The 19,060-nt window shown below is 50.6% G+C and carries 18 protein-coding genes; 11 read left to right on the forward strand and 7 right to left on the reverse strand.

All coding sequences use genetic code 11. The features are described 5' to 3' along the window. The first annotated feature begins 190 nt into the window (after nt 1-190). Nucleotides 191-982, forward strand: a complete 792-nt coding sequence (locus tag H3L95_RS09680; RefSeq protein WP_003761076.1) for a DpnI domain-containing protein — start codon at nt 191-193, stop codon at nt 980-982. A 456-nt stretch (nt 983-1,438) separates the two neighbouring features. Here the strand turns inward: H3L95_RS09680 and argJ are convergent, their stop codons facing one another. The 5 genes from argJ to H3L95_RS09705 form a co-directional block, all read right to left on the reverse strand. Beyond that, on the reverse strand, nt 1,439-2,659 hold the full coding sequence (gene argJ, locus H3L95_RS09685) for a bifunctional glutamate N-acetyltransferase/amino-acid acetyltransferase ArgJ (RefSeq protein ID WP_003761083.1): 1,221 nt from the start codon (nt 2,657-2,659) through the stop codon (nt 1,439-1,441). A gap of 82 nt (nt 2,660-2,741) precedes the next feature. Further along, nucleotides 2,742-3,443 (reverse strand): LrgB family protein, encoded by a 702-nt coding sequence (locus tag H3L95_RS09690; RefSeq protein WP_003761085.1) that lies wholly within the window; start codon nt 3,441-3,443, stop codon nt 2,742-2,744. Beyond that, nucleotides 3,443-3,787 (reverse strand): CidA/LrgA family protein, encoded by a 345-nt coding sequence (locus H3L95_RS09695; RefSeq protein WP_003761087.1) that lies wholly within the window; start codon nt 3,785-3,787, stop codon nt 3,443-3,445. Before H3L95_RS09695 ends, H3L95_RS09690 begins: the two co-directional genes overlap by 1 nt. Before the next feature lie 278 nt (nt 3,788-4,065). Then, on the reverse strand, nt 4,066-4,284 hold the full coding sequence (locus H3L95_RS09700; protein WP_003775913.1) for a hypothetical protein: 219 nt from the start codon (nt 4,282-4,284) through the stop codon (nt 4,066-4,068). Between the two features lie 18 nt (nt 4,285-4,302). Next, nucleotides 4,303-4,935, reverse strand: coding sequence for a C40 family peptidase (locus H3L95_RS09705; RefSeq protein ID WP_003761092.1), 633 nt, complete (start codon nt 4,933-4,935; stop codon nt 4,303-4,305). A 170-nt stretch (nt 4,936-5,105) separates the two neighbouring features. Between H3L95_RS09705 and H3L95_RS09710 the strand changes: the two genes are divergently transcribed. Next, nucleotides 5,106-6,749: an ABC1 kinase family protein gene (locus H3L95_RS09710; protein ID WP_003761097.1), complete on the forward strand. Its 1,644-nt coding sequence runs from the start codon at nt 5,106-5,108 to the stop codon at nt 6,747-6,749. Nucleotides 6,750-6,824: 75 nt separating this feature from the next. On the opposite strand, the gene trpC is transcribed toward H3L95_RS09710, so the two are convergent. Beyond that, nucleotides 6,825-7,607, reverse strand: coding sequence for an indole-3-glycerol phosphate synthase TrpC (gene trpC / locus H3L95_RS09715; RefSeq protein WP_003761099.1), 783 nt, complete (start codon nt 7,605-7,607; stop codon nt 6,825-6,827). A 322-nt stretch (nt 7,608-7,929) separates the two neighbouring features. On the opposite strand from trpC, the gene H3L95_RS09720 reads away from it, so the two are divergent. After that, nucleotides 7,930-8,517 (forward strand): YdcF family protein, encoded by a 588-nt coding sequence (locus tag H3L95_RS09720; RefSeq protein WP_003761104.1) that lies wholly within the window; start codon nt 7,930-7,932, stop codon nt 8,515-8,517. Between the two features lie 60 nt (nt 8,518-8,577). After that, a complete protein-coding gene (locus H3L95_RS09725) occupies nt 8,578-9,840 on the forward strand; it encodes a sulfate ABC transporter substrate-binding protein (protein ID WP_241429750.1) in 1,263 nt (420 codons plus the stop codon). A gap of 243 nt (nt 9,841-10,083) precedes the next feature. On the opposite strand, the gene pilC is transcribed toward H3L95_RS09725, so the two are convergent. Beyond that, nucleotides 10,084-13,437 carry a PilC family type IV pilus tip adhesin gene (gene pilC / locus H3L95_RS09730; RefSeq protein ID WP_040669002.1) on the reverse strand — a complete coding sequence of 1,118 codons (3,354 nt, stop codon included), beginning with the start codon at nt 13,435-13,437 and terminating at the stop codon, nt 10,084-10,086. Between the two features lie 388 nt (nt 13,438-13,825). On the opposite strand from pilC, the gene carA reads away from it, so the two are divergent. The 7 genes from carA to H3L95_RS09755 all read left to right on the forward strand — a co-directional run bounded on the left by carA (nt 13,826) and on the right by H3L95_RS09755 (nt 19,047). Further along, nucleotides 13,826-14,956 carry a glutamine-hydrolyzing carbamoyl-phosphate synthase small subunit gene (gene carA / locus H3L95_RS09735; protein ID WP_003761111.1) on the forward strand — a complete coding sequence of 377 codons (1,131 nt, stop codon included), beginning with the start codon at nt 13,826-13,828 and terminating at the stop codon, nt 14,954-14,956. Between the two features lie 75 nt (nt 14,957-15,031). Further along, nucleotides 15,032-15,289 (forward strand): SemiSWEET family transporter, encoded by a 258-nt coding sequence (locus H3L95_RS09740; protein WP_003761116.1) that lies wholly within the window; start codon nt 15,032-15,034, stop codon nt 15,287-15,289. Nucleotides 15,290-15,362: 73 nt separating this feature from the next. After that, entirely contained in the window at nt 15,363-15,497 is a 135-nt protein-coding gene (locus H3L95_RS13890; RefSeq protein ID WP_003761118.1) for a hypothetical protein, read from the forward strand. Nucleotides 15,498-15,569: 72 nt separating this feature from the next. Further along, nucleotides 15,570-15,944, forward strand: coding sequence for a hypothetical protein (locus H3L95_RS09745; protein ID WP_003761120.1), 375 nt, complete (start codon nt 15,570-15,572; stop codon nt 15,942-15,944). A gap of 408 nt (nt 15,945-16,352) precedes the next feature. Then, complete coding sequence (locus H3L95_RS09750; protein ID WP_040669008.1) at nt 16,353-16,742, forward strand: endonuclease domain-containing protein; 390 nt, start codon at nt 16,353-16,355, stop codon at nt 16,740-16,742. A 3-nt stretch (nt 16,743-16,745) separates the two neighbouring features. Beyond that, nucleotides 16,746-16,877 (forward strand): hypothetical protein, encoded by a 132-nt coding sequence (locus H3L95_RS13895; RefSeq protein ID WP_003761126.1) that lies wholly within the window; start codon nt 16,746-16,748, stop codon nt 16,875-16,877. 1,495 nt (nt 16,878-18,372) lie between these two features. Next, complete coding sequence (locus tag H3L95_RS09755; RefSeq protein ID WP_003762251.1) at nt 18,373-19,047, forward strand: hypothetical protein; 675 nt, start codon at nt 18,373-18,375, stop codon at nt 19,045-19,047. Nucleotides 19,048-19,060: the final 13 nt, after the last annotated feature.

The following is a 19,060-nucleotide window of genomic DNA, read 5'->3' on the forward strand; positions in this document are numbered from 1 at the left end:
CAGACCTCAAATATAGTGGATTAACTTTAAACCAGGACGGCGTTGCCTCGCCCTAGCTCAAAGAGAACGATTCTCTAAGGTGCTGAAGCACCAAGTGAATCGGTTCCGCACTATCTGTACTGTCTGCGGCTTCGTCGCCTTGTCCTGATTTAAATTTAATCCACTATAACTTAATCTCAAAATCCAAAACATGAATTTATTTTTCGATACCGAATTGGGAAAGCAACAAAATAAAGCAACCCACAAAATCCGTGTAATGAGCGAGGCTTGGCTAGAAAAAAACGGCTACTGCCCCTGTTGCGGAAGCAAGTCGATGCAGAGATTTACCAATAACAAACCTGTTGCAGACCTCTTTGGTCCAAACTGTCACGAGCAATATGAATTAAAGAGTAAAAATCAAAAAACTATAGGTAACAGTGTGCCTGACGGTGCATATCACACCATGTTGGAGCGCATCCATTCAGATACCAACCCCAACTTTTTCTTTCTTGCATATAAAAAAGCGGATTACTCCATACAGCAATTGGTGCTTGTACCTAAACATTTCATAACACCGGACATGATTATTCCCAGAAATAAAGGTATTAAAAACCGACCACACCACATCATGTGCTCCATTAATCTTGTACCTTTACCTGAAAGCGGCAAAATATTCTTAATAGACAATTCCCGCATTATCGAACCCGAAATCGTTCTGAAAAAATGGCAATCCAATCTATTTTTACGCAACCAAAATACGGAACGCAAAGGCTGGCTTTTGGCTATTATGAAATGTATCGATCAACTCCCCGAAGAATTCACATTGTCACAAATGTATGAATTTGAAAACAAACTATCCATCCAATTTCCCCAAAACAACCATATCAAAGACAAAATCCGCCAACAGTTGCAAATTTTGCGTGATCAAAATATGATCGAATTCATTGGTCGCGGACTTTACAAAAAAATCAACAAATTGCACCCAACTCCCAAGGCGTTTTGATTTCAAATCATGATACTGAATTCACAAGGGATATTTATAGTGGATTAACTTTAAACCAGTACGGCGTTGCCTCGCCTTAGCTCAAAGAGAACGATTCTCTAAGGTGCTGAAGCACCAAGTGAATCGGTTCCGTACTATCTGTACTGTCTGCGGCTTCGTCTCCTTGTCCTGATTTAAATTTAATCCACTATAAATACCATATTTAAAACACAACCGGCCGTAGCGTGGGCTTTGCCCACGGATTGTTTTTTAAAAAACAAAGGTCGTCTGAAAGCCTGCATACAGGTTTCAGACGACCTTTCATATTTCGCGGGCATAGCCCACGCTACCAGTTGAACACTGTTGGAATACCGTTCTTTTCGATCGTGTTTCCATTGATGTGGCGCAGGCTTTGCCCACAGACTGAGTTTACTGACGCACAAGGTCGTCTGAAAACCCAAAACTTACAATCTGTCCTTACGAGCGGTAGTCTGCGTTGATGGAGACGTAGTCGTGCGACAGGTCGCAGGTATAGACGGTGGCGGCGGTTTGTCCGCGGTGGAGTTTGATGCGGACGGTGATTTCGTCTTTCGCCATCACTGCCTGTCCTTGTTCTTCGGTGTAGCTTGCGGCGCGGCCGCCGTTTTCGGCAACCAATACGTCGTCCAGATACATTTCGAGGATGTCGGCGTCCAAATCGGCGATGCCGGCGTAGCCGATGGCGGCGAGCAGTCTGCCGAGGTTGGGGTCGGAGGCGAAGAAGGCGGTTTTGACCAGCGGAGAGTGGGCGACGGCGTAGGCGACTTGGCGGGCTTCGTCGCGGGTTTTGGCGTTTTCGACGCGGACGGTGATGAATTTGGTCGCGCCTTCGCCGTCGCGGACGATGGCTTGGGCGAGCTCGAGGGCGAGGCTGCCGAGCAGGTCTTTGAGCTGTTTGTAGCGCGGGTCGGCGATGTTGTCGATTTCGCTTTGGCTGTTTTTGCCGGTGGCGATGATAACGAAGCTGTCGTTGGTGCTGGTGTCGCCGTCAACGGTGATGGTGTTGAAGGTTTCGTCGGCGATTTCTTGGGTCATCAGCTGGAGGACGGGTTGGGAAACTTTGGCATCGGTGGCGATGAAGGAGAGCATGGTCGCCATGTTGGGGTGGATCATGCCGGAGCCTTTGGCGATGCCGGTGGCGCGGACGGTGTGTTTTTCGCCGACGCTGCCTTCGCGCGAGGCGGATTTGGGCACGGTGTCGGTGGTCATGATGGCGCGTGCGGCATCCGCCCAGTCGGCGGGCTGCATTTTGGGCAGGGCGGCGACGATTTTGCCGACGGGCAGGGGCTCGAGGATGACGCCTGTGGAGAAGGGAAGGACTTGGGAGGGTTTACAGCCGGTTTGTTCGGCGGTGGCGGCGCAGGTTTCGATGGCGTCGATTCTGCCTTGAGCACCTGTACCGGCGTTGGCGTTGCCGGTGTTGATGATGATGGCGCGCACGCCGTCTTCGTCGAAGAGATGTGATTTGGCGATGTGGACGGGGGCGGCACAGAAGCGGTTGGTGGTGAAGACGGCACCGACGGTGTTGCCGCCGGAAAGTACCATCAGGGTGAGGTCGGCGCGGTCGGTTTGTTTGATGCCTGCGCGGGCGGTGAAGAGTTGGATGCCGTCGATGTTCAGCAGTTGGTCTGCGGTTTTTTCTGTGAGGTTGACTGCCATTTTGCTGCTCCTTTGTTTGGGGTTGCTATGGGTTTGGGTTTCAGACGACCTTTTTGGTTCATCGGGGTCGTCTGAAAAGTGTTCAGAATCCTAATACGGGGATGATAATCGGGGCAATGGCGGCGGTCAGTACGCCGTTGAGGGTCAGCCCCAGCCCTGCGTATGCTGCCATGCGCCGGCTGCGTTCGAGCGAGGCGGCGATGCCCATGGCGTGTGAGGCGGTGCCGAGCGACATGCCGACCGATGAGGGCATGCCGACGGTGTTTTTAAGCACGGTATAACCGGCGATCTGCCCGACCAGTCCGGCGACGATGACAGTGGCGGCGGTAATGGCGGGGATGCCGCCTATGGTGCGGGTGATTTCGATGGCGATGGGATTGGTCACGGATTTGGCGGCGAGCGAGAGGACGACTTCGCGTTCCGCGCCCAGCCATTTGGCGAAATACATGCCTGTGATGATGCCGGTAACGCTGCCGGCAAGCTGCGAGACGATGACGGGCAGCCACTGGCTGAAGATTTTTTGACGGTTTTGATAAAGCGGGACGGCAAGTGCGACGACGGCGGGCTTGAGCCAGAAGTCGATAAACTGCGCGGCATCGTGGTACGCGGCGTAATCGATGTCGAGGATTTTGAGATAGGCAATCAGGGTAACGGTGCTGATTAAGACGGGATTGAGCAGCAGATAGCCCGTCCGCGCGCGGAGGATGAGTGCCAGCGCGTAAACCGCCAGCGTCAGGAAAAGCAGGACGCTGGGCTGCTGCCACAGGGAAAGGATGCCGTCCATCAGATTTTCTCCCGTATCCATTGATGCACCTTGCCCGTTACCAACAGGACGCACACGGTACTGGCGGCGGCGGAAACGAGTATCGACAGCCAACTGTCGGCAATCAAATCCAAATAACTGATGACGGCGACGCAAGGCGGCACAAGGAAAAGCGTCAGGTTTGCCATCAGCGCGTCGGTAAGCTGCTGCAACCACTCGGCTTTCAACCACCCCGCCTGAAGCATGGCAAACAGAATGCCCATGCCGATGATGCTTCCGGGCAATTTGATGCCCGTAAGGTAGGCGGCGGTTTCGCCGAGCGCGAGGCAGCCGAGCAGGACGAGCAAGGCGCGGATGGTTTGCATGGGTCGGGTTTCCTCTATGGTTTGCCACTTTGCAGACGGGCGGTTTATGAATCTTTGTTAATAATTGAATCATAACGCCCTTGGGGTCGTCTGAAAAGTGTGGCTCAGCCCGAATGCAACATCGATTTGCCGTTTTCGCGCTTATCTGAATCAATCAGTACTGAAACCCAACAAGGTCGTCTGAAAGCATCTTGCCGGCTTTCAGACGACCTTGTTGGGTTACCACCCATAAAAAACGGCATGGTCAAAAGCCACGCCGTCGGATAGGGATTTTCCGCCTAGGATTTCCGGTAAGGATTTTCCACACCTTCAATCAAGGCTCGCAGATATTCGCGCAACTGCTTCTCGCTGCATCCCATCAGGAGCGCGTCTTCGAATGCGTCTTGCGCCGCCTGATAAAGCTCGGTCATGTTTTCGGTCATGACTTTCACTTTTTCAGTGCAGGATACGATTTGCCCGTCGTCGTCATACCATTTGGGCATTTCAGGCATACTCACGTTGGTACTTTCCTAGACTTAATTGAGGAAACGGGACGGATCGTTTTTCTTCACGCGGCGGGCGAAGGCGTATTTGGCATTCCAGTATTTGTTGCTGAGGCTGGTAACTTCGATACGTTTGCCGGTACGCGGCGCGTGGATGAAACGGTTGTTGCCGATGTAGAGGCCGACGTGGGAGATTCTGCCGCGACCCATCGTGCGGAAGAACACCATGTCGCCCGGCTGCAATTCGCTACGCGATACGCCGACACCCATTTTTGCCTGTGCGGCGGAGGTGCGCGGGAGGTTTACGCCCATCGAGCGTTTGAAGATGTGCTGCATAAAGCCGCTGCAGTCGAAACCTGTGGACGCGGATGTACCGCCGTAGCGGTAGGCTACGCCCAAAAGCCCCATCGCGCTGCTGATGAGTTCGTCTGCATTGTCTGATGACTGTACAGAGCTTACGGGTTGACGGGGAGCGATCGCGGCAGTGATTGCGCGTCCGGGTTGGAGGAGTGCCGGGGAAGCAGGTTGTCTTGCATCTTCAAATTGGTTTAAAACCTGCTGTCTGCTTCTGACGAACGAATCGAGATCGTCGGCGTTTGCAAAATGAATGCCGGACAGCACATAGACCGAAGCCAATAGTGCCGCCAGCCTGGATAAGGCTTTCATGTTTGACTGATTCCATTTTCAGACGACCTGTCTGCCGCCTGCTATTATGTTATTCTGTATCTGGGATATTCAGGCGATTGTATATAAAAAACAGGATGTTTGGCAAAAAAGCGTCTGTTATATTGCGTTAAAGCGTTGTTTATAAAAAATTTTGCAAAGATACCCGACCCATGATGATACCTACTCTGCTCGCTATGCGCGACTTTTCCAGAATGCGCGAAATTATTACCGTGCTGACGAAATACGGCTTGGGCGGCTTTGTGCAGCGCATCCGTTTGGGCGCGGCGGGCGGGGACGAAGTGCATCCCGACAGCCGTTATATGAGTACGCCGCGACGCTTCCGCAAAGCGTTTGAGGAGCTGGGTCCGACCTTCGTCAAACTCGGTCAGGTATTGTCCACGCGGGTCGATATTTTCGGGGCGGAGTGGATTGAAGAGTTCGAACAACTGCAAAGCAACGTCGCGCCGATACCGTCGTCTGAAATCTATACTTTGGTCGAAGCCTATCTGGGCAAGCCCGTTTCCGAAGTGTTCCGCAGCATAGACCCGAAACCCGCGGGCAGCGCGTCGGTGGCTCAGGTACACCGCGCCGAACTTTTAGACGGAACCGCCGTCGCCGTCAAAGTCAAACGCCCCGACATCGAGCCGGTCATTCAGGCGGATCTGCGGATTTTGAACCACCTCGCCAGACTGATGGAATCCGAAATCCCCGAAGTGCGCCGTTACCAGCCCGTATTGATGGTCGCCTATTTTGCCAAGAGTCTGGCGAAAGAAACCGATTTATCGGTGGAGCTGCGTTATATGCAGCGCTTCGGTCAGACCTTTTCAGACGACCCCTTGGTCCGCATCCCCGCCGTCTATCCCAACATTTCCAACCGGCACATCCTCGTACAAGACTACATCGGCGGCACGCTCCTGAAAGACGCCGACCTCGACACCATGCCCCACACCTTGCGCAACGGGCTTGCCGGACGGATTACCGACACGCTCTTCACCATGATGCTGCGGCAAGGCTTTTTCCATGCCGACCCCCATCCGGGCAACATCTTCATCAACGACAACGGCGGCATCACCTTCATCGACTTCGGGCTGGTCGGACACCTCGGCAACACCCGCCGCCGCGAAATCCTCAACCTCATCAACGCCCTGACCAACAACGACGCGCTGCTCATCCAATACGTCCTCAGCGACTGGGCGCAGGGCGATTTGCCCGACGAAAACCTGCTCGGCGCCGATGTTTTGGAAATGCTGCTCAACTACGAACACACGCCTATCCGCGACCTGCGCGTCAGTCAAGTCATCAACGACATCACCTCCATCATGCGCCGCCACGGGCTGACCCTGCCCGGCGACCTCGTGATGCTCTTCAAAACCCTCATCACCCTCGAAGGCGTCGTCAAACGGCTCGACGGCAGTATCGAACTGCTCGAACGCGCCAAACCCATCACCGAAGCCGCCGTCAAAGAACAAGCCTCCGCCGCCCACATCGCCCGCAACGCCAAAACGCAACTGCGCACCCTGTTGCAAATGGCGGAGTCGCTGCCGCAAGACTTCTTCAGGCTGACCAGAATGCTGCAAAAAGGCAAATTCGGCATCACCCTAGACCTCAAGCAGTCAGACCGCATCAGCCATCAAATCGACAGCGCCGCCAACCGCCTGACCATGGGCATCGTCACCGCCGCCCTGATTATCGGTTCGTCCATCGTCATGAGTATAGACACCGGCCCCAAGTTTATCGGCTTCGTCGGCTACCTTATCGCCTTCGCCAACAGCCTGTGGATTATCTGGTCGGTGTGGCGGTCGGGGAAACACTAAATTGCCTGCTTCCGAAGCAGACCGCCTCAAAAGCAGGCAAAAAATTTTGTGCTTTGCACACCTTACGGCACGGTATTAAAACAACTTACGCACTTCGGCTTCGATATCCGCCGCCCGCATAAAGGTTTCGCCGATTAAGAACGTATGCACGCCATGTCCGCGCATAAAGTCCACATCGTCTTTGTTTCGGATACCGCTTTCCGTGACGACCGTTTTACCCGACAGCTCGGGAAGCAGGTCTAAAGTTTGCTGGAGCGTGACTTCAAAAGTCCGCAGATTGCGGTTGTTCACGCCCCAAAGCGGCGTGGTCATACTGCGGCATTTTTCCAATTCGGATTGGTCGTGCAATTCCAGCAGCACGGTCAAGCCCAAATCGTGGGCAACGGCTTCAAAATGCGCCAACTGCGCGGCATCCAAGGCCGCCGCAATCAATAAAATCGCATCTGCGCCCCATGTGCGCGCCTGATAAATCTGATAGTCGTCGATGATGAAATCCTTGCGCAACACCGGCAGGCTGACCGCAGAACGCGCCTGTTTCAAATACTCGGGCGAACCTTGGAAATACACTTCGTCGGTCAACACAGACAAACAAGCCGCCCCTGCGCGTTCATACGCGCGCGCAATATCCGCAGGGTGAAAATCAGGCCGTATCAGCCCTTTGCTGGGGCTGGCTTTTTTGATTTCCGCGATAATGGCAGGCAAGTTTTGGGCGTGTTTATTGCGGATGGAAGCAAAAAAGTCACGCACGGGTTCGGCATCGCGCAACCGCGCTTTGACTTCCGCAAGCGGCACTGCCGCTTTTTGTGCGGCAACTTCTTGAGCCTTGGTGGCAAGGATTTTATTGAGGATATCGGTCATAAATGGCTTTCGGTCAATACATGGCGGAACCACGCAAAACAGCAGGCGACCCGATGCCGCTACATTTTGCGCCCTTCCATACCGTAAAGGGAAAAACGGTTTATCTTAACATTTACGAGGTCGTCTGAAAAACAGAAGATGGTTTCAGACGACCTCCCCGCGATGACAACACAACATACCTACCCCGCCCGCAACCGAAATCTACCGCCCATCCCGTCTTGCCGGTCAGAAAATCCGCATATGCTATGATGTTTCACTGCCGCGCCATCCAACCGATATCCCGCCGCACACACCTGACACATATCACCCAAAGGAATCATTTATGAAAAGATGGATAATAGGGGGCCTCATCCCGCTTCTCCTCATCTGGGAGACCAGCGTGGCTTGGCTGCATTACCAAGCCGTCCAAGCAGAAAAAGCATCCCAAAACATCAAACCCGCCGACATCGCCGTCATCCTGGGTAATTCCGTCAACAGGCGCGGCAAGCCCAATCCCTGCCTGCGCTCCCGAGTGGAAGCAGGTGTCGCCCTCTACCGTCAAAACAAAGTCAGCGGGTTGCTGATGAGCGGCGGCACGGACGGCGACGGCAGCAACGAAGCGGCAGCCATGCAATCTATGGCGATAGACATGGGCATTCCGCCCGAACACATCCGCATCGAAAACAAATCAGAAAGCACTTTTGAAAACATCGCCTTGAGCGCCCCGCTGTTGCAAGACGTATCCAACGTCATCATCGTCAGCGACGCCTTCCATCTCGCACGCGCCGAGTGGCTCGTCAACCGTCATTTAAAAGGCAAAAACGTCCAGTTTTACGCTTCCGGTTCCTGCGGCGACTCCACGCCCAATTACCTGCGCAAACTCTCCCGCGAAATACCCGCGTGGATTAAAGCCATGATTATGCACCGCTGAATCCTGTTCGTCCGAAGCAGACGGCTTTCGGTTTGGACAAACCGCGTTCACAGCTAGGCGTTGTCTGCATGGTTCATCATTGACGAAAGGTCGTCTGAAAATCGAAATCCGTTTTCAGACGACCTTTCCGTTATTCATCCCCTCAAACGCCATAACTGCAAACACCAAGCCACATATCGCCGCAAACGCATTTCCGTTATATCCAAAGAAGCAAACAATATTTCCCGTGCGATTCCCACCTTGTTATATTCCCCGCTCAAGTATTTGTCTGATAAGGAAAATATGATGGGACTCAAATCATGGCTGGGCATTATCTTCATCGGCGCGACGGTGTGGCTCGCCTCATGCGGGCAGTCCGGCGGCACGTCGAAAGGCAAACCCGAGCGCATCGTCATGTTGAATGTATCGTACGACCCGACACGCGAGTTCTACCGCGAATACAACCCGTTTTTCCAACACTACTGGCAAAAAACACACGGACAGGAAGCAGATATCCGCCTCTCCAACGGCGGTTCAGGCAAACAATCATTGACCGTGCAAAACGGCTTGAAAGCCGATGTCGTAACGCTTGCGCTGGCATCCGACATCGACGCGCTCCATCACAACAAAGCAGGCAGGCAACTCTTGGCGGAAGATTGGCAAAAAGCCTTGCCACACAACAGCACACCCTACACTTCGACCATCGTGTTCCTCGTACGCAAAGGCAATCCCAAGCAGATTCATGACTGGGACGACTTGGTCAAAGGCGACGTACAAATCATCACGGCAAACCCGAAAACCTCAGGCGGCGCACGCTGGAATTTCCTATCGGCTTGGGCGTACGCACAAGAAAAAGGCGGAGATGCGGCGGCAGAACAATTTGTCTCCGAACTCTACCGCCGCGTACCGGTCATGGACGCAGGCGCGCGCGGTTCGACCATAACCTTTACACGGCGCGGATTAGGCGATGTTTTGCTGGTATGGGAAAACGAAGCACACCTCGCCTTGCAGGAAAATCCAAACCAATTTGAAATCATCACGCCGTCAATATCCATGCTGTGCGAACCGCCCGTCGCCGTGGTCAGCGCAGTAGCAAAAGAAAAAGGCACGGAACAAATCGCCAAAACCTATTTGGAAATGCTGTATAGCAAAGAAGCGCAACGAATGGCAGCACGCCATTTCTACCGCCCCACCGACGAAGCCGTACGCGCCGAATTTAAAACACGCTTCCCCGATTTAAAACTGGTCGGCATCGACGAAACCTTCGGCGGTTGGCGCAAAGCACAAGCACGATTTTTCAACGACGGCGGCGTATTCGATAAGATTTACCGACCGCAAAGCTGATTGCATTCAGATATAGTGGATTAACTTTAAACCAGGACAAGGCGACGAAGCCGCAGACAACACAGATAGTACGGAACCGATTCACTTGGTGCTTCAGCACCTTAGAGAATCGTTCTCTTTGAGCTAAGGCGAGGCAACGCCGTACTGGTTTAAAGTTAATCCACTATAAAACAAAGGTCGCCTGAAAACCTGTTTCCAAGTTTTCAGACGACCTCTTGGTCTTCATACGCTTACACGAATCAATCAGAAAAACAGCTCGCGCCAGCTGATACGTTGCAGACCACAGATACGGCCTTTTACTGTCAGAGATTCCCCTTTATTCAGGAGTAAACTGCGCTGGTCTCCCTCTTTGCCTGAGAAGCATTTGTTGTTGGGCGTACCAGAACCCAACCCAAGCTCCTTATCCGTACCGGTTTCACCGCTGTCGCCATCGGCGGTAACAGGATCGTCTGTACGCTTGTTCGGATCGATAAAGGTGAAGCTGACAATACCCTCTTGAGTCAAACCGTTGGCGTATTGCGTACCGAAACCGCTCAATTCACGCTTAAATATATCAGGCGTAAAACGTGCGCTACGGCTATTGAGTGCACCGCCGTTATCAGCATTGATACCGAGGAAGGTCGTGCTGGTTACAGTTGACTTATTGTTGCTGACAGGCAGACACAAGTCTTTTTCCGCTTCTTCTTTGCCGATGGTTTTACCAACATCAGAAGTGTACTTGCGTATTGTAACGATGGCAGTACGCAGAATCATGGTCGGCTTAAGTGAAACACGCTCACCGGGACGCAGATTGATGAACCAGCCCTTATGCGCCTCTTCAATTTTTTCGTTGCTCAGATATAAGGCTTTACTGGTTTGCGGCTGATTGTTTCCATCGTTATATGACTGCTCTGCCTCAGTAATAGTTTGTTCACGCAGGTTTTGCGCGACGACACCCTGATTTGTTTTGTCCTCAAAGAGATCTTTCGGCGTTTTATCCAATTTTTGGAAAATACCGTAAATCGATTGTGTCTCAGTATTGCTCAAATCACTTTGGTAGATCTCGCTACCTGTACCGAAAATCACGACGTATTCCTTAGTACCTTTTCGCGATACGGCAGGAGCCGAGGTAATCGGCTTGCTTGACGAACCTGAGAAAATTTTGACCGCAGTCCAATCACTAGGAGCTGCCCCGCGCAGGTCGAAGCGGTACATATTACCCCCTCGGTCGCCTGCAAAGGCAAAATCGACAACCCCGTCAAAATCGGTATCGAGCAGTGTCGGCGTGGACAGCCCGCCTACACCATCCTTCACGACAATTTTCGCCAGTTGATCACCGGGTTTACCTGAAGCCTGACCGCGTTTTTCGCCTGTACCGACTTCTTTACCAAGCATTTCGTAAACATATAACGCCGTTTCGTTGGCTGCTGCATCTTTTTCTTCAGCTGCGTAGCCACTGGCGAGGAAGCCTGCGTAACGGATGTTTTCATTCAGTTTGGCACTACCGTCAGTTTCACGCTTGATGGAAACACGACCGATTTGTGGCGTACCGATGGTAAAGCCCAAAGTATTGTCTTTACCTTTGGCCGTTTCAAACAAAGGAACTTTATCGCTCCAAGCAGCCGCATCCAGACCGGTATTGGTGGTTTGATCTTCTTTACCGCCTATATTGAGAGCGTATGCACCACGTCCGCCTTGTCCCATTGCGCCAAACATAAAGACACGTTGCTGAAACTTACTGCCTTGTTCAGCTGCGGCAGTCTGACGCAGGGTAAAGCCACCATTTACGCCGTATTTATGGTTTTCAATGGATTTTCCGTAATCCGCATGCGCGATGTCTTTCAATACTTTGGCAAGCGTAATCGGGTTGCCCGAAGCATCATTTTCACGCTCCATCGCAGAAGGAAGATAGCTGACTTTCAAATCATAAGGATTGTTACCATCCGTACTTTGGAAAATATGCACCATACCGTCGTTGGCTGCGGCAACCAAATATTTGCGGCGACCATGCTCCTGATTGCCGACTGCTGCAACAGAACCATCTAGGATATCACCTAAATCACGCTCTCCGGCTTTACGCTCACGGTAAGGCTTGTATGCACTGTCATCTCTACCAACCCTGCCCGTCCAATTGAGCAGCTTTTTCCATTCGTCTTTGTCATCATTCTCAATACCAAAATAGGCATTGTTGACTTTATCAGCAGGAATGGCGTCGATAAAGTAAGTATTAGAACCCGTGTTGATCAACGTTTTACGATTACCAAAAGAGGGTTGGGTAACCGTACCTTCCCGTCTACCGTCACTATTATTCAATTTATTAAATAAAATCTGACTGCTCCAAGAGCCGGTATTCAACTTGATGGTTGCCGCTAGATCAGGAATGCCACTACTAGAAGTTGCAGGCGCAGTACCACCCTCTCCTTCAAAAGGAATACTTGCATTATCATCACTAATCTGACTGATAATTTTCTCAAAAGCTTTATATAAATCATCAGGTTTTGCAGCATTGAAATACCAGCCATCGTGACTTGCGCCCCTTATGAGGTATTGCTCACCAGCCGGAGAAATGCCGTTACCAAAACCGACAGTGAAGGTTTGTACCGTTTGTTTGCTGTAATCCACACCCTTAGGGTCAATATTTGGATCGCCATCCCAGCTCACCCCTGCAGCATCCACACGATCTACAGCAGCAGTTTTAATGTCCTTGACAGCAAGTTTACGGCTAAAGAATGCCATACCGCCCTCGACTCCCCTGTATCTGTTGGCAGTATCCCAGAATTTCGAATAGTGTACATTTTCCCTCTTATCTCTACATGTATTGCCCAATTCATAAGGATCGAAATATTTCATCGGAGACTCGCCAAAATAATTGTAGGCAGTGATAAACGGTTTCGTCCGATAAAGATCTGCTTCGTAGTTCAAGTATGCTTTCGGATAGTTTGAATTTCTCCGCCCATTATTTCCATCATAGTTGAAACGATAATGAAAACTTGTACTATCATGATTGCAAGAGAAGTTGGCATCACCGTCAGACATCATCACAACATAGGATTTTTGACAGCGGTATTTTATATTCGGCATGACAGCAGATGCGACCACCTCGTAATACCTGCGGGTAGCAGGCGTATAACCTGAAGCGCCCATGTTGTCTACCAAAGTTTTCATTTGCTCCCATGAAGTATTAAACGTTTCTTCGCTATTCGTATAATTCTTTTTGGTATGCTTTGTAGGATCAGGATTACTAAAATTATTTTCTGTATTTACCAAAGCCTGCAAACCCCAGTTGAACTTATCCTGATACTTGTCAAGAACTTTATTCAACGCTGTTTTTGTGACATCCATTCGGGATTCTTGCCCTGGAAAGTTGTACCCCCCAGTAATTGCATTACGACTCATACTTCCAGAATTATCAATAAAAAACATAATGTTATGTTTGATTTTCGGCTGCTCAATAATCTGAGATTCGTTTTGCAGGTAAAGCGGGGTTTTGGCAAATTGCGCTTGCGCTTGCGATGCCGCCCCCATCAGGGCGAGCGCGGAGGCGATGCTGTAAATCATCGGACGGATGGAACCGGGGCAACGTGAAGATTTGTTTTTCATAATGCGTTCTTTTTTCATAAAATCGTCGGTTGACGGATGATGACGTTGTTTTTATTTTCTCGGAATGAGATTCTAACATTTACGATGTCATTTATGTGGGGTTCGGGCTGTTTTTTTTATCTGACGCGGCGAACAATGGCGAAAATGAAACAGGCGGCGCGATTGTAAAGGCAAAATCCGTTGCCACGTCACGGCTTGAACGATATGGCTTTTTGACGTAGAATGCATTGCTTCTACGGTATAGGCAGCTATGCCTGAAAAAGCACGTTACGCAGCAAAATCAAGGCTGCGGGGCGTGTTTTTTTTTAGCCGATATTTTCTCAGGCGGTCTTTTTTGTAAACAATTTTCAGACGACCCCTGCCCGTTTCTGCAAACCGACCATCATCAGGCAAACAGGATTCCATCATGACCACTCCGGCTCTTCTCGTTCTCGCTGACGGCAGCGTATTTCACGGCACATCAATCGGTTACGAAGGTTCGACTTCCGGCGAAGTCGTGTTCAACACTTCCATGACCGGCTATCAGGAAATCCTGACCGACCCGTCTTACTGCAAACAAATCGTTACCCTCACCTACCCCCACATCGGCAATACCGGCACCAACGCCGAAGACGAAGAAAGCCACAGCGTTTATGCCGCAGGCTTGATTATCCGCGACCTGCCGCTCTTGCACAGCAACTTCCGCGCCTCCGAAAGCCTGCACGACTATCTGGTGCGCAATAAAACCGTCGCCATCGCCGACATCGACACCCGCCGCCTGACCACGCTGCTGCGCGAAAAAGGCGCACAAGGCGGCGCGATTTTGACCGGCGCGGACGCGACGGTTGAAAAAGCGCAAGAACTCATCGCCGCGTTCGGCAGCATGGTCGGCAAAGACTTGGCAAAAGAAGTTTCCTGCAAAGAAGCCTACGAATGGACCGAAGGTGAATGGGCGTTGGGCAAAGGTTTCGTTACCCCTGCCGAACAGCCGTTCCACGTCGTCGCTTACGATTTCGGCGTGAAAACCAACATCCTGCGTATGCTCGCCTCGCGCGGCTGCCGCCTGACCGTCGTCCCCGCCCAAACCAGCGCGGAAGACGTGTTGGCACTCAACCCAGACGGCGTGTTCCTCTCCAACGGCCCCGGCGACCCCGAGCCTTGCACCTACGCCATCGAAGCCGTGCAAAAACTGATGGCAAGCGGCAAACCCATCTTCGGCATCTGCTTGGGACACCAGCTCATCAGCCTCGCCATCGGCGCAAAAACCCTGAAAATGCACTTCAGCCACCACGGCGCGAACCACCCCGTGCAAGACTTAGACAGCGGCAAAGTCGTCATCACCAGCCAAAACCACGGTTTCGCCGTCGATGCCGACACCCTGCCCGCCAACGCAAGGATTACCCACAAATCCTTGTTCGACAACACCTTGCAAGGCATCGAGCTGACCGACAAACCCGTGTTCTGCTTCCAAGGCCACCCCGAAGCCAGCCCCGGCCCGCAGGATGTCGGCTATCTGTTTGACAAATTCATTGACAATATGAAAGCGGCAAAACAATAAGCCGCCTTTTCAGACGACCTCTCAACTCAACAAGGCCGTCTGAAAAATCCCCCCTCAAGTCAGAAAGGAAACCCCATGACTGAAAAACAAATGCGCGTACTCTCCATCGTCGCCACCCTGACCGCCGTAGGCATGTACGTTTCCTACATCCCGCAAATCCAAAACAACCTTGCGGGCAACCCTGGCTCGCCGCTGCAACCCCTCGTCGCCGCCATCAACTGCACATTATGGGTTGCCTACGGCTTTTTGAAAGAAAAACGCGACTACCCCGTCGTACTGGCAAACGCCCCCGGCATCATTTTGGGCTTGATTACCTTTATCACCAGCTTTTAAAAACCATACCGATTTCATGTCGGTCAAACGCTGACCGACCTTACTCACCACCATCAACATAAGGATTAACCCTATGAAAAAAGTAGCCCTGTTTATCGCATTAATCGGCGCATTATCCGCGTGCAACACCATCCACTCCGTCGCACGTGATGCCAATACAGCCGTACAAGCATGGAATGACGACTACCAAAAACAAAACAATCGCTAACACATTACACCAAACCACAAGGCGGTTTGCCCATCAAACCGCCTGAAGAAAACCCATTCATAAAGGCATTTCATGAAAAAAACGGCTTTACTCCTCTGCCTGCTTATGAGCGCCCCTGCCTTCGCAGGTGACAAAACCATCGACCTGAAAAAAATCAGCCAACTCGGTGCGGACATCTTCGATTCCGCCACCCAGGGCGTATACAAAACCATCTCTGAAAGCAGCAAAACCATAGCCAACTCAGAATGCATCATCCCGACAACCGCCGCAGAATTGGAGCAATTTTCCGTAGACCACTGCCTGAAAGAACCCGCCATGGCAGGCAGCATCTATATGGATCAGGCACTCAAGCAAAAAGGGACGAGAGTCGATGAAGGCGCAAGAAGCCTAGAAAACCTATCCAATAAAATATTAGAAGGCGTACAAACCATCATAGACATAGAATAAAACCACATTCGGCAACTCAGCACCCACCATTCAATACACCATAACAAACTAACGTCCTCAACATTACCGGAAAGAAACCCACCAAGACCTACATACAAAACGCCAAGCTTTTTTCAGACGACCTCAAGAATAGGATGGATTGATAAGCCCAACGTTTTTGTACGATTACGCGTGTTATGCTGTTTTTTTAAGCTAATCTACACTTATAGTATTAAATTTAAATCAGGACAAGGCGACGAAGCCGCAGACAGTACAGATAGTACGGAACCGATTCACTTGGTGCTTCAGCACCTTAGAGAATCGTTCTCTTTGAGCTAAGGCGAGGCAACGCCATAATGGTTTAAAGTTAATCCACAATACTGAAAAAAGATGGTCATCAAGGCGTTTTCCACACCCAATAATAAAAAAATGAACCCGCCCGAAAAACTATTGACCGCTGACAACCCCGCCCTGCGCCAACGCGCCAAAGCCATGCGCAAAGAAATGAGCGAGGCGGAAGCAAAATTGTGGCAGCACCTGCGGGCAGGCCGTCTGAACGGCCATAAATTCCGCCGCCAGCAGCCGATGGGAAATTATATTGTTGATTTTATGTGCATAACGCCCAAACTGATTGTCGAAGCAGACGGCGGGCAGCACGCGGAACAAGCCGCATACGACCACGCTCGGACGGCATATCTCAACAGCCTGGGCTTTACCGTGCTACGTTTTTGGAATCACGAGATTTTGCAGCAGACAAACGATGTGCTGGCGGAAATCCTGCGTGTGTTACAGGAATTGGAAAAGCAGCCTGCACGGTAGCAGATGGCTGATTTTGATTGGATTATTGAAAATAATAGTGTAAAGCTGCCTGAATTGAGCGTTTATAAAGGTCGTCTGAAAAGCAAAAGCAGCCTGCACGATCTGATTTCTTTGCAGAACCCTTCATCCCAATAGCTACCCGTCCTCTCTCCCCGTGGGAGAGAGCTAGAGAGAGGGCAACAAGCCGCAAGGCTTGTATTGGGGCGGTAGTGTGTTGGGAAAGGTTGCTGCAATTCGGGGAATGCCCTCTCCCCAGCCCTCCCCCACGGGGGAGGGGGCGGATTATAGCAAGTTTTGCGGTTGCAGGCGGTTTGAAAAGCAACTTGGATTTACAACCGTTGATTTCAGGTCGTCTGAAAAGTAAAAAAGCAGCCTGCACAACCTGTTTTCCTTGCAGAACCCTTCATCCCAACAGCCGCCCCGTCCTCTCTCCCGTGGGAGAGAGTTAGAGAGAGAGCAACAAGCCGCAAGGCTTGTATTTTGAGTGGTAGGATATTGGGAAAGGTTGCCGAAATTCGGGGAATGCCCTCTCCCCAGCCCTCCCCCACGGGGGAGGGGGCGGATTATAGCAAGTTTTGCGGTTGCAGGCGGTTTGAAAAGCAACTTGGATTTACAACCGTTGATGCAGGTCGTCTGAAAAACAAAAAGCAGCATGCACAACCTATTTTCCTTGCAGAACCCTTAATCCCAACAGCCGCCCCGTCCTCTCTCCCCGTGGGAGAGAGTTAGAGAGAGGGCAACAAGCCGCAAGGCTTGTATTTGGGAGATTTAGGTGTTGAGAAAGGTTGCCGCCATTTTGGGAATGCCCTCTCCCCAGCCCTCCCCCACGGGGGAGGGGGCAGGTTGCAGCAGATTCAAGTATTACAGGTCGTCTGAAAAAGAATGCCCGAAACATCAACAGCAGGAATTTTTCAGGTAGCCTTTTATCGCAAGGCAGATGGAACAAACGCCGCGAGCGTTTTTTCAGACGACCTTTGAACCCGTCGGTAGGGTGTGTGCCGCAAGGCACGCGCGCGGTGGGTTGGGGTTGCAGGGAAAATAGAGAACGCGTGCGTGCGTACCGCACACACCCTACATGCAGGCTGCTACACAACCTTTTTTCCTTGCAGCAACCCTTAACCCCAACAGCCGCCCCGTCCTCTCTCCCGTGGGAGAGAGTTAGAGAGAGGGTAACAAGCCGCAAGGCTTGTATCGGGGCGGTTAGGGTGTTGGGAAAGGTTGCCGCAATTTGGAGAATGCCCTCTCCCCAGCCCTCCCCCACGGGGGAGGGAGCGGGTTGCAGCGGATTCAAGCGTTGCAGGTCGTCTGAAAAAGAATGCCCGAAACATCAACGGCAGGAATTTTTTAGGTAGCCTTTATCGCAAGGCAGATGGAACAAACGCCGCGAGCGTTTTTTCAGACAGCCTTTGAACCCATCGGTAGGGTGTGTGCCGCAAGGCACGCACGCGGTGGGTTGGGGTTGCAGGGAAAATAGAGAACGCGTGTGTGCGTACCGCACACACCCTACATCCGGGCTACGGCTTGTTTGATTTGAAATTTCAGCAACATCGTAAATTGGGTTGTCAAACCCAACAAAACCGCGAACTTTAAGAAACCGTTGGGTCATACCCCAACCTACGCTTACTGCACGATGAAATATAAACTTCACTATTTATTTGTTTTATTGTTTTGCTTTTTCTTTTTTGCTATTCCAGTTTATATGGCAAACAACTTGATTAATGACATTAAGAGGATTAACTTTCAACGAAAGAAAATAACCAATGGACTAGCAGAGTTTATTGTAAAAAGTATTGTACGTTTTATTGATAATATTTTTTTAGAAAAAAGAGAAATTATAGAATTTACACCTGAATCAACACATGAATACTTCTGGACTAGGATAAGTATATATATATTATTTTTTCTATTTCTCCTTTCTTTCTTAATTGATTTTATATCGAATACTATAGACAAACAAGCATTTGATACAATTATTGTTGTAATGAGCTTAGTCAGTCTAGCACTTGGGAGATTATTTGAAATATATAATAATGATAAATTTTACTTGTATATATCATTTTGTTTGAAGACTGCATCATATAGTGTTTCTTTATGGTTATTATTAATTACAACGCTGGATTGTATTTTTAATAGTTGTCGTTCTATCGGCTTAGCAGGACTAGTAACTATTCTATTAATATCGTTTTTTCTTTTAATTTTAAGCAAGTTAGTCAGAATTAAAAATAGAGAAAGGCTTTTATTTGTTTTTTGGTGGATATTTATTTTAATTCTATATGGTATAAAAATAAAAACTTCCCCAAATTGAATTTTTTAATTTT

The sequence above is a fragment of the Neisseria sicca genome (assembly GCF_014054945.1).
Lineage (GTDB): Bacteria > Pseudomonadota > Gammaproteobacteria > Burkholderiales > Neisseriaceae > Neisseria > Neisseria sicca.